Raw genomic sequence first — 11,021 nt, forward strand, 5'->3', positions numbered from 1 at the left:
CGGCCGCCACCCGGGTGGTCGCGAGGCCGATAGCCGACTCATCCCTTGCCGCCGCGACCTGCGGTTTCGACAGTGGACGCAGGTACCCGGCCGCGTGCCGTCAACGCCTTCGACGTGGACGTGGCCGTCGTCAAACGCTTCGTCGGCGCGCACCGCTGCGGCCCGCCCGGCGCCGGTTTCGACGAGCGCACCGAGGCGGGCATCCGCCGGTACCAGCGGATGCGTGGCCTCACCGACGACGGCGTCGTCGGCCGCCTCACCTGGACCAGATGGGTGTCCGGGTCACCTACTGACGTCGGGAGAGTTCTCATGCGGGTGTCCTTCCGTCCGGCTCGGGACGGCTACGCCTTCACCAACGGCTTCACCAACCACATCAAGATCGCCGGCCTGCCGATCACCGACACCAAGGCCGGTGCGGCGGGATGGCGTTCGCGGCGCTGGACCACTGGCACCAGCGCCTGCCGGTGCCCGCGGCCAGCGCACTGCCGCCGGACGGCAACCCGGTCGCCGACTACATCTACGACCGGCTGATCACCAGCATCGTCGACAACTGGCCGATGTACTTCCAGTTCATGCGAACGCCGGACCACCCGACCACGCTGAACGGGATCGGCGTGGCCAGGATGACTCGGGAGGAGCAGTTCCCCAAGCTCAAGCAGCTCCTCGACCAGGGGCTCCCGCAGCCGCTGGGCCTGTGCCAGTCCCGCGACCCGGGCGGCTTCGGCAACGACCACCAGGTGGTGGCGTACGGCTACGAGGAGGGCGAGCGGACCCGGGTCTTCATCTGGGACAACCGGTACGCCCGCCGCGAGGACGTGCTGGAGTTCAAGACCGCGTACGACCCGGCCGACCGGGTGGTGCGGCAGGGCAACGGCGACCAGTGGCGCGGTTTCTTCGTGGAGCGGTACGCGCCCCGGCTGCCCTGGTATCTCGCCGGGGGAAAGCTGCTCAGCGACCGCTCCGACCCCCGGATCTATCTGGTGCACGGCGGGGCGAAGTTCTGGGTGACCAGCCCGCCGGAGTTCGACCGGCTGGGGTTGCACTGGAACGAGGTGGTGGAGCTGCCGGACGGTTCGATGGGTTATGTCGCCGACGCGCCCGGGGACCGTGTCCTGCTCCGGGAGATCGACCGCGCGGAGGTGTACCTCACCTATGGCGGGCACGGGTTCCACATTCCCGACCCGGACACCCTGGTCCGCCTCGGGTTCAGCTGGTCCGACGTCCGGGTGCTGCCGCGCGACTCGCTGCGGGCGCTGCGCCCGATGCCGGTGGACGGCACGGTGCTGCGCGAGGAGCACCAGGATCCGGTCTACCTGGTGGTCGACGGGGTGCTGCGGCACGTGCCGGATCCGGTCACGTTCACCGCGCTCGGGCTGCGCTGGGACCGGGTCGGTGTGGTGCCGGACGGTTCCCTGGCCGCCCTGCCGAAGGGTAGCCCGCTGCCTGCCTCCCACCTGCCGGCCTGGTCGGAGCGGTCGGCGGGGCAGCTGATCACCCGCGACCACGACGCGGTCGACTACCGGATCGAGGCCGGGGCGAAGCCGGCGGACGAGGTGGAGTTCGTGCTGAACCTGGGCACCGGCCTGACCTGGCGCAAGGAACTGGGCCTGCACGCGAAGGACGGGGACTGGACCATCGCGGTGCAGGACAGCAAGCGCACCGACGCCAACGGCCTCTACCGCTACCAGCTTCCCGAGGGGCAGCTCCGGCTGCGCAAGGCCAAGCTGTTCGGCGCGGTAACCGGCGTGTTGGAGCTGAACGACCTGGACCGACTACCAGCCGGCGCCCGGGTCACCTTCACCTGGGTACGGGACTGATCCCGGTCAGCCCCACCCAGGGCGGGCACCAGCACGGTCGTCATCACGCTCCATGCGGTGCCACCCGCCACCACCTCGGCGATGACCCGCCGCTGGAAGGCCCGCCTCGGGGCCTTTCGGCGGCGGGGCACCCCGGCGGGCATGGGCCCCGTCGTCGGCCTGCTGCTGCTCACCCACTACTGGGCGCTCTTCCTGTACGCCGTGGTCGGGGTCGGCCTGCTGGTGTCGCTGCTGCGGGAGCGCTTCCGCGCAGTCTGGTGGAGCCTCGGCGCACTGGCCGCCGGGGTCGTACCGTTCCTTCCCTGGCTCCCAACGTTCCTGTACCAGAGCCGGCACACCGGTACGCCCTGGACGGGACGCGGTGGAGCTCAGGTCCTGCTCTCCGTGGTGACCGAGTGGTTTCCGTCTCTCACCAAAGGGACGTCCCGCCCCCTGCCCAACGACGGGTGTCCCCGCCCACCGGGATCCGGTGGACGGGGTCACGGCGCCGGGAGGCTGCCTGCGGGCTACCGGTGGCAGGAGGCCGAGCCGGAGTCGGAGAAGCCGCTGGTGCTGCCGGCGATCGGCACGAATTGCCAGTCGTAGCCGGTCGGTTTGAGGGTCAGTTCCAGCGCCCCGAACGTGTTGCCCTGGGCGGCCTCCAGGTTGGCCACCTGGTCAGGCGCGCCATGGAAACCGACACCACCGGTGCCGATGATGAACTCCCGTGGCGCGTCGGGCCGAGCGTTGCCGTTGACGTCCTGCGGTGCGAACCGCTGGTAGGTGTGGTCGTGCCCGTTGAGGATCACGTCCACCCCGTACCGGTCGGCGAGGTCGTAGAGCGGCCGGCTGTCAGCGTTGCCGTAGCTCCCGCCACGGAAGGTGCCGGTGTAGAGCGGCTTGTGCCAGACGGCCATCACACACATGTTGTGGTGCTGCTGGAGGTCCTGCTGGAGCCAGGCGTACTGGGCGGAGCCCGGAGCGCAGGAAACCACCCCGCACTCGCTGTTCAGCGCGACCACGTGCCAGCGGCCGATGTCGTACGAGTAGTACCCCTTCTCCCGGTCGCCGGCGCGGCCGTCCTGGGCGCCGACGCCGTTGAAGTAGTCGAAGTAGCCGTCGGCGCGTGCCCCCGGGTAGTAGGCCTGCGCGTACTCGTGGTTGCCGACGATCGGGTAGGTGATGTCCTTGAGGGCGCCCCACGACTTGTCGTAGGAGGCGAGGAAGGCGGGCAGGGTGCCGACGTCGTACTGGTGGTCGGCGAGGGTGAGTACGGCGTCGGGGTTCAGCGACTTGACCGTATCGGCGACGGCGGCCTGCTGACAGGCGGTGGGCGTGGTGCGGCTGGTCGCCGCGCAGGCGATGTCACCCGCGGCCACGATGCGCGGCGCGTCGGGACCCGCCATCGGGGCGTCGGGCCGGATCTGGCCACGGTAGTAGGCGCCGGGTGCGATGCTCGGCGGCGGGGTCCGGAAGGTGACGTTCCTGCTGGTCGGGTTGCCGGCCGCGTCCGTGACGGTCACGGCCAAGGTGTGCTCGCCGGCCGGGATGTTGCCGGTCGGGAAGGAGACCGGGACGGGGATGGTGCGACCGTCCAGCTGGGCGGTCACCAAGGCGACCGCGGAGACGCTGTCGCTCGCCGTCACGGTGACTGCGACGCGGTCCCCGGTGATGGTGGAACCGTCCGCGGGAGTGGTGGCGGTGATGACGGGCCCGGTGTTGTCGGTCAGGAACCGGACGGTCGTGGTGGCGCCGGCCGAGGTTGCGGTGAGGCTGTGGGGGCCATCGGGCAACGGACGGGTGTCCACGGTGGCGGCGACCCCGTCCGCCTGGGACTCGTCGAGGGTGATCGCGAAGTTGGCGGTCACCTGGGCTTCGGTCGCGTGGCCGCCCGGGTAGCCGTCGCCAAGGGACACGATGCGGGTCGGCGGGACCGCGGGATCGGCGATTTCGGTGCCGTCGAGCGTGGCGATCCGGACGTTGCGGACGGTGAAGTCGTCGTGGTTCGCGGTGAGATCCGTGGGCGAGATCGAGCTTCCGGCGCGGATCGTGACGGTGTTCGTACCGGCGGTCAGGTAGCCGGCCGGAATCGCGATCTGGGCGGTGGCATAACCCTGGTAGTCCTTGTTGATCAGGGTCACCAGCTTGCTGTTCACCCAGACCGAGTTCAGCAGCTTCTGCGATCCGCTCTGGATCCCGTCGCCCTCGAAACGCAGGGTGGCCGGCAGGCTGGACACGGCAGCCGTGCTCAGCGGGCTGCCGTCCAGGTCAAGCGAAGGCAGAGGGGAACCCGCGGCATAGACGGTGGTGACGCCGTGGAGGACGTCGCCGTCGTGGATCGAGGTCGCGAGAGCCGTTCCCTGCGCGAATGCCGGCGCGTTCAGCACGCTGACGAGCAGTCCGGTGATGGTGAAGGCCGTCAACGCCCGGCCATGGGGGCGTCGCAGGATCATGTGTTTCCTCCGAGCTTCCGTGCGGCGCGCCGCAGGTCAGGGCACTGCCGCAGACCTCGAGGACGCTAGGAGGCGAGGCAATCTTGAAGGTGAACGCGGCGACAACACCGGTGGACGGCTCGCCGACCAGAGCAGAGTTTCGGCACGTCCTGCCCGCCGAAGGAACCCTCGGGCGCTGTACCGCCGGTACTCGTACCGGCGGTACAGCGCGGGCCGGGCCGCGGGACCCGGCCTACACCCGGCCCTGCAGGACCTTGCCCAGTCTGGTCGCGACGTCCTTGCGCTTGTCCGGGTCGCTGATCTTCACCTTGATCCCGCAGAAGTCGCCGCTGCGGCACGGGAACCACAGCTCACCGTGGATGGGGTTGTAGGTGGCCCCATCAGCGGATCCGGTGACCGGCTCCCCGACCTCGGCCACGCCCTCGTACTCGGCCTTCGAGAGAACCGTCACGGTGATCGCCTCCACCAGTCCGTCCTTGGCGCCCGAGGTCGCCGTCCAGACGCATCCGCCGATCGCGAAGTCATGCTGCCCGCCATCGTTCGGGCCGATCACTTCGGTGACCTCGCTCGCGGTGAGGCGCTTGCACTCGTCGCCCTTCGGCGCGGTCATGGCACTGGCGACGTCGTCGGGCGTACCCGGATCGTCCGCCGGCCCGGACGACGTCCGACCGCCGTCGCTGCCGCACCCCACGACCAGGGCGAGCGCGCCTCCGACGATCGCCACGTGTGCCAGTTTCCTGAAAATGTTCATCGGTCATCCCTTCCCAACGGGGTTCTCATGCCGCCCACGGCCCGACGTCGCGGGGCATGGATTCCTTTGGTCAGCGGTGCTCTCGGTGGCCACCCCCGGGGCTCGGACCGGCGCTGGGTCGCGGTGCCGGCCTCAGCCCCGGCACAGCGGCACGTCCGGTTCGACGACGGTGCGGTTGACGATGTCCTTCTTGAGGAAGTCCGCCTCCTTGGGGATGTCGACCTTCAGCGCCTTTTTGATCGCCGTCGCCAGCGGTCCGGACATGCTGATGCCTTCGCCGGCGCGGACGGTGGCCACGAGGGTGGTTCCGCGACACTTCACCGCCGGTCCGGCCAGCGGCAGGCCCACCCGGCCGGCCGACGAACCGTTGGTCAGGCCGACCGAGGCCACGATCGCGACGAACGGCCCGGCGCCCGCCACCGGCAGGCCGATCATGAAGCCGAAGCGGAACTCCACCGCCAGGACGATCGCCTCGACACCGATGGACACGCCGCGCAGGGACTGCATGATGCTCTTTTGTACGGAGAAGGTCGGCGTCAGGACGGACGAGTTGGCGTACCCGATCGGTCCGGCGAGCCCCCATTGACCCGTCGCGGACAGGTTGCCGTTCTTCGCGCTGAAGGCCGTTTCCACGAGGAACTTGAACGTCTGTTTGAGGGTCGCGGGAAAGCCCCCGATGATGATGGGCTGCTTCACCTCGATCGGGAACTCGATCTTCGCCTTCTTGTTGTCGCTGAGGCCGCCCTGGGCGCCGGCCGCGATCGTCACCGCGAGTCCCTCGATCCCGTCGACGCGGAACGACGGGTTCGGCATGATGCCGTTCGCCACCCGGAGATCACCCTGGACGCGCAGGTTCCGGACCCGCAACTGGATGTCGAAGTCGACCTTGAGACCTCCCGCGCGCCCCTGTGCCGCTGTCGAGTGCTCGGCGGTCAGCCCCAGCTTCGCGCTGTCCTTGTACGCCGTCACGTCCCAGTCCCCGATCTTCCGCTGGGCGCTGCCGGCCGCCTCCGGGCCCGGCTTGGGCGCCGCCCGAAGGGCGATCGGTGGTACGACGAGCCGGACCTCGCCCGCCCCGATGGCGTTCGCGCCCAGACCGATGGCGTTCATGCCCAGCCCGGTGGCCTTCTGCGCGTCCGGCAGGACCGGCGTGGCCGCGGGCGCGTCGGTGGTCTCCCCCAGCAGATCGGGCAATGGGCTGAAGGTCTGCGCCTCGAGATCGAGCGCCTGGTCGATCGTGAAGTGACCGTCCCGCACCACGTCGGTCAACTCGACGGGGGCCAGGGTGACGGCCAGGTCGCCACCCGTCGGCTCCACCCGCACCACCCGGCCGAGTGCCTCGCTCGTGGCGAACATGATCTTCCCGGGGACGAGGTCGCGGGCGCCCTTGGCGGCACCGTCGATCACGTACGTGAAACCGTCCCGGCTCACGGACCGGATGGTGTCGCCGCCCCCGGCGACGAGCACGACGTCCGGCTGATATGCCACTGACCGGTCCGGCTTCGGCGCGTACCCGTGCTGCCGGCCGGTTGGGTCAGAGCCGGCGGAGCTGCTCATGCCGCACCCGGCGGTCACCGCGAGCAGGCACACCAGCGCTGCGGTGCCGCCGAGTCGGCGGCGAAGCCGGGCGCCGCCCGGCCTGCCGTCGCGGCCGGCACCGCGCGCCGTCGTCGGCGCATCCGTCGTCATGGGCCTGACGGTAGGTGGCCGGGGGCGGTCGCCGAATCGGGTGATTCCCTATGGACAGTCCAGCCCGCGCGGCTTCGGTGGCCGCTCACCTGCCGTGTCCCGGCGTCTGCTCGGTCGCGACCGGGTGGTAGTCGGACGCTCAACCCCGGCGACTCTGCTGCCGAATTTGGTTCAGGCGGCGAGGGCCAGGTCGAGGCGTTGGAGGTTGCTGGTCCGGGCTGCTGGTAGGGGGTGTTCGGTCCACCAGGCGTGGAGTCGGACGAGGTTGAGGGCGATCGCGGAGAACACGTGTTGGAGGCGGGTTTTCGCGAGGCCGCGGTAGCGGGCGTGGCGGATGCCGGTGATGTCGAGGGCCTGGTTGATGGTGCCTTCGACGCCGGCGCGTAGTCGGTATTTGTCCTGCCAGTTGTCGCTGGTCTGCTGTCGCCGGGCAGCCGCCGCCAGCCGTGTAGTTGCTGGTGGATGCCGGTGGTGGCTTTCACGTCCGGGACGGTGGCCGCGGTGGTGGCCACGTTGACGATCAGGTTCGGCGCCGGCCGGGGTTCGTGGTCGTCGTCGCCGGCGGTATCGCTGCTGGTCTCGTGGTCGCAGGTTTCGGTCAGGTGGACCTTTTAGCCGTTCCAGAACAGGTCGTCGCCTTTGGCGGCCCACCGGGTGTCGGTGTCGTACGGCGACGTGATCCGGGATCTGGCGGGCGGGAGACCGTCCGTGTCCGCCTCCCGCCGCCGGATCACCTCCCGCCCCCTGACATCGGTGGTGATCAGGTAGTTCTGCACCAGCATCACGCGCAGCGTCTGCACGGCGGGAAGCTCGGCCAGCCAGGCCGGGGGACTCATCGGCGAACACCGCGCGGAGCAGGGCGACGGCGTCGGTGCAATCTGGCGACCAAGGATCTTGCCAGGCTATGGAGCTTCGCCCCCCTCTCTCGCGGCGGGTTCCGAAACCTTGTCACCAACACGTGCCACTCCGTGCAGCCCGGCAGTTGGCCGACGAGCCCGCCCCCACCGCGCCGGTCAGGATGCGCAGGAGGGTGGATCGTACTGGGTCGCCCCGAAAAGCTTTTCGGTCTTGGGAGGATTCGGGATACCGCCTGTGCGTTGGATCGGTTTGGCGCGGAAGACCCGCAGGAAGAAGTTGATCACTTTTTCGACGATCGCCGGGATCGTGTAGCCCACGTTGTAGCTCATGTCGATCGTCAGGCTGGCACCGCGACAGCCGATGTCCCTGGTCCCTGGCGCGGCGGGGAAGAACTGGTCCAGTGCCGACCCCCGCGCGACTCCGGTTGAGACGGTCAGCGCGACGTTGAGCCCGACGGAGAAACCGGCCGCGCCGAATCCGATGCTGAATTGAGTCTTGAAGGCCAGTATAATCCCGTTTGCGCCGACCGACGGGCCCCTGATCGAGTCGATGAGGCTGCTTCTGATGAACGGGCCCTGGACCTTGTGCAGGCCCCACGATCCGTCGCGGTATCCGAAGCCGACGGCACCGTTGATCGCGTACTCGCCGGCCGCCTTGACGTTGCCGTCCTTGGCGCTGAAGGCGGTCTTGACGAGCACGGTCTGGGTGACCGTGAACGAGAAGGGAACCCCCAGCACAAGTCCCACCGGGACGCTGAAGTCAACCGGGACCGTGAACTGCCGGTCGATCTGTCGGGCGGTGCCGACCTTGCTGGCACCCTCAATGTCAATCTTGAGCCCGCTACCCCCGAGCACCTGCAGTTCGGCTACGGTCACCCGACCGCCGGAGACTGCTAGGTGGAACCGGGCCCGTGGCTTGTCCATGAGCACCATGAAGGACCCGAAGATCCGGATCTCGCTGTCGTCGTACGTCAGGTCGGCCCCCACCCCACCCCGGCAACACTTCGGCACCACGGTGAAGCCGTTGGACCGGGTGTTCTTCGGCGCGCCGGTGGCCGGGCGAGGCATTTCTACCCGTTCCTTGTCCCCCGCTCCGGGGGCTGGAGCCTTACCGAGAGCACCCTCGGTGAACGCCGCGGGGCGCACTGCCGCACCGGCGGAGACCGGCGCGGCGGCAGGTGCCGCGGTAGCTGGTGCCGCCGCGGCGACGGCGGCTTCATCGGTCCAGAGCGCTCCCTCAGAGCTGTACGAAATGACGTTGTCCAACTCGACGGGCTGCTCGCCGGCGAAGGTCCCGTCGCGGATGACCTCGGTAAACTCGACCGGCGCGATGGTGACGGCGATCGCGTCGCCAGCGCGCTGGGCGGCGACGACCCGGCCGACACCACGGGAGGTCACGAACATGACCTTCCCCGGGGTCAGCTCCGACGCCCCTTTCGCCTTGGCGTCGATCGTCCAGGTCAGACCGTCGGCGGTGACCGAGCGGACGGCATCCGCCCCACCCTCGACCAGGACGACGTCCGGCTGGTAGGTGACGTCCATGTGCGGCCGCGGGGCAAGGCCGTAGCGGAACTCGCTCTCGGTCAGTTCGGTACCGGCCAGGGTGTAGCCGGAAGTCTTGCCCGGGGCCGGGTCGGAGCCACCGGTTTGGCCGGCACTGCAACCAGACACGCCGACCATCACCGCGACCAGACCAGCCGCAATCCATCTACGCATCTGCCCACAAGCCCTTTCCGCCCGCGTACGCCACAGCGCCGGATCAGACTCGGGTGGCCGCGATCCGAGCTAGCTCTTGCATCGGCTTGCGGTACTTCGCCGGATCGTCGAGCCGCAGCAGACGAATCGACACCCAGACACCGGACTGGCTGAAAAAGATCCATCCGTCTTCGATGAAGGCTTCGTCACCGAGGCCGGACACCGGGTCCAGCTTGTGGCCGAGCTGCCGATCGATGTCCAACTGCTTTTTCGCGCCATCGCCGAGGTAGACCTCCACCTGTGCGGTCGGCCCGGTGACCGACCCGGTGTAGGTGCATGACGCCGGGGCGGCTACCGCGTCCTGCAGTTCCGTGGCGGCCAATTCCTCCGCCTCCTGTTTGGACACGACCGAACAGGGGTCGGTCATCGCCCGGCTCGGCGCTGCGGTGGCCTGCTCGGTCGGCGCTGCGATTGCCACCTCGCTCGCCGCGGTAGCGGGCGGCGCCACGGCAGGAGCGGCGGGGCTGTTTTCCGGCCCCGAGCAGGCGGCCAGGCCGACGAGCGCGACCAGGGCCAGGGCGAGGACGGCCAGTAGCGGGCGGGTCCGGGTGCGCCTCATGGGTACAAACTCCTCTATACGACTTCACGACGCCTCCACCGGTAGCGGTTCGTCGAGCCCAGGGCAGTGCTTCACGGTGTAGTCCGGCACCGGCGGCATCGCCGTTTCGCGCTTCTCGGCTTGACCCGAGGCGTGCGTAGGCCGCGGGATCTTCGGCCATGCTCTTGCCCCTGGCGTCGATGACCGCGGCGGCGAATTCGCTGTACGTCGTCACCTGGGTACTGATCTCGGGCGGTGCCGCCTTGCCAGCGCGGCAAGGGCTCCCCGAATCCGTGTCATCACGCTCCCCTGAAGTGCGCCAGCGGGCCCAGTCGGCCCTTGCTGGTTTACTTCACGGGCCTACACATGGCCCTGCAGGATCTTGCCCAGCCGCAGTGCGATCTCCTTGCGTTTGTCCGGGTCGTTGATGTTCGCCTTGATCCCGCAGAAGTCGCCGCTTCGGCACGGGAACCACAGCTCGCCGTAGCCGCTGTCGTAGGTGGCGCCGTCGCCGAACCCGCTCACCGGCTCCCCGATCTCGGCTACTGCCTCGTACTGGGCCTTGGGCAGCACGGTCGCGTGGATCGCCTCGGCGAGGCCGTCCTTGGCGGAGGCCGCCGTCCAGACGCATCCGCCGAGCTGGTAGTCGTGCTGGCCGCCGTCGTTCGGGCCGATCACCTCGCTGACCTCACTCTTGGTGAGCCGTTCGCATTCGTCGCCCTTCGCCTGGGTTACGGCACTGACAGAGTCGTCCGTACCCGGCGTTCCCGCCGACGTGGGAGAACTCGAACTGCCGTCACTTCCACACGCCACGACCATGGCGAGCGCACCGCCGACGATCGCGACGTGTCCGAGCCTGAGGATCTTCATCGGTCATCCCTTCGCCACGGGCTCCCCGGCAGCCCACGGCTGGACTTCACCATGATCAGGCCGCGCGGTCACGAGTAGTCGACTACCTGTTTCTCGCGAGCAGCGGCGGGGAGGCACTCGTTTCAAGGTGCTTGCGGCGGTCGTCCGGAGGCCCCATATTTCCTGTTGGAAAGATGCTCCGGTCGATTCCGGGGGGTTAACAACTGCTGGCGCCTCGGCGGTCTTTAGCGACATCTAGCGCGCTATAGTTGCTGCCGTGAATTTGAAGGAGTGGGCGGCGGCAACTGGTATCTCGTACGTGACCGCGCGGCG

Annotated in this window: 11 protein-coding genes; 3 read left to right on the top strand and 8 right to left on the bottom strand. The window is 69.1% G+C overall.

The genetic code is table 11. The features are described 5' to 3' along the window. The first annotated feature begins 72 nt into the window (after positions 1 to 72). From B0E53_RS11850 to B0E53_RS11860, 3 genes are read left to right on the top strand one after another with little or no spacing between them, the layout of a single operon-like run. Positions 73 to 531, top strand: coding sequence for a peptidoglycan-binding domain-containing protein (locus tag B0E53_RS11850; RefSeq protein ID WP_168215297.1), 459 nt, complete (start codon positions 73 to 75; stop codon positions 529 to 531). Then, positions 423 to 1,817 (top strand): hypothetical protein, encoded by a 1,395-nt coding sequence (locus tag B0E53_RS11855; protein ID WP_107076106.1) that lies wholly within the window; start codon positions 423 to 425, stop codon positions 1,815 to 1,817. The genes B0E53_RS11850 and B0E53_RS11855 overlap by 109 nt, the downstream gene beginning before the upstream one ends. Positions 1,818 to 1,874: 57 nt before the next feature. Further along, on the top strand, positions 1,875 to 2,402 hold the full coding sequence (locus B0E53_RS11860; RefSeq protein WP_107076107.1) for a hypothetical protein: 528 nt from the start codon (positions 1,875 to 1,877) through the stop codon (positions 2,400 to 2,402). On the opposite strand, the gene B0E53_RS11865 is transcribed toward B0E53_RS11860, so the two are convergent. From B0E53_RS11865 to B0E53_RS36990, 8 genes are all read right to left on the bottom strand, one after another. Further along, positions 2,324 to 4,249, bottom strand: a complete 1,926-nt coding sequence (locus B0E53_RS11865) for a metallophosphoesterase (protein WP_107076108.1) — start codon at positions 4,247 to 4,249, stop codon at positions 2,324 to 2,326. The genes B0E53_RS11860 and B0E53_RS11865 overlap by 79 nt on opposite strands. A 232-nt stretch (positions 4,250 to 4,481) precedes the next feature. Continuing rightward, positions 4,482 to 4,973: a DUF3558 domain-containing protein gene (locus tag B0E53_RS11870; protein ID WP_107076109.1), complete on the bottom strand. Its 492-nt coding sequence runs from the start codon at positions 4,971 to 4,973 to the stop codon at positions 4,482 to 4,484. A 159-nt stretch (positions 4,974 to 5,132) separates the two neighbouring features. Beyond that, positions 5,133 to 6,269: a hypothetical protein gene (locus tag B0E53_RS11875; RefSeq protein ID WP_246835354.1), complete on the bottom strand. Its 1,137-nt coding sequence runs from the start codon at positions 6,267 to 6,269 to the stop codon at positions 5,133 to 5,135. A gap of 591 nt (positions 6,270 to 6,860) precedes the next feature. Next, positions 6,861 to 7,340 (bottom strand): transposase, encoded by a 480-nt coding sequence (locus B0E53_RS40105; RefSeq protein ID WP_168215298.1) that lies wholly within the window; start codon positions 7,338 to 7,340, stop codon positions 6,861 to 6,863. Continuing rightward, positions 7,301 to 7,525, bottom strand: coding sequence for a hypothetical protein (locus B0E53_RS37515; RefSeq protein ID WP_168215299.1), 225 nt, complete (start codon positions 7,523 to 7,525; stop codon positions 7,301 to 7,303). The genes B0E53_RS40105 and B0E53_RS37515 overlap by 40 nt, the downstream gene beginning before the upstream one ends. Positions 7,526 to 7,702: 177 nt before the next feature. Then, entirely contained in the window at positions 7,703 to 9,229 is a 1,527-nt protein-coding gene (locus B0E53_RS11885; protein WP_146167648.1) for a hypothetical protein, read from the bottom strand. A gap of 76 nt (positions 9,230 to 9,305) precedes the next feature. Beyond that, positions 9,306 to 9,860, bottom strand: coding sequence for a DUF3558 domain-containing protein (locus tag B0E53_RS11890; RefSeq protein ID WP_107076112.1), 555 nt, complete (start codon positions 9,858 to 9,860; stop codon positions 9,306 to 9,308). A gap of 339 nt (positions 9,861 to 10,199) precedes the next feature. Further along, positions 10,200 to 10,709 carry a hypothetical protein gene (locus B0E53_RS36990; RefSeq protein ID WP_146167649.1) on the bottom strand — a complete coding sequence of 170 codons (510 nt, stop codon included), beginning with the start codon at positions 10,707 to 10,709 and terminating at the stop codon, positions 10,200 to 10,202. Positions 10,710 to 11,021 lie beyond the last annotated feature (312 nt).

It is taken from the genome of Micromonospora sp. MH33, assembly GCF_003013775.1.
Taxonomy (GTDB): Bacteria; Actinomycetota; Actinomycetes; order Mycobacteriales; family Micromonosporaceae; genus Micromonospora; species Micromonospora fulviviridis.

Bases quoted from the DNA above. Each gene is read 5' to 3' on its own strand.
- B0E53_RS37515 (WP_168215299.1), bottom strand. From the start codon at position 7,525: ATGAGTCCCCCGGCCTGGCTGGCCGAGCTTCCCGCCGTGCAGACGCTG.
- B0E53_RS11865 (WP_107076108.1), bottom strand. From the start codon at position 4,249: ATGATCCTGCGACGCCCCCATGGCCGGGCGTTGACGGCCTTCACCATC.
- B0E53_RS36990 (WP_146167649.1), bottom strand. From the start codon at position 10,709: ATGAAGATCCTCAGGCTCGGACACGTCGCGATCGTCGGCGGTGCGCTC.
- B0E53_RS11855 (WP_107076106.1), top strand. From the start codon at position 423: ATGGCGTTCGCGGCGCTGGACCACTGGCACCAGCGCCTGCCGGTGCCC.
- B0E53_RS11890 (WP_107076112.1), bottom strand. From the start codon at position 9,860: ATGAGGCGCACCCGGACCCGCCCGCTACTGGCCGTCCTCGCCCTGGCC.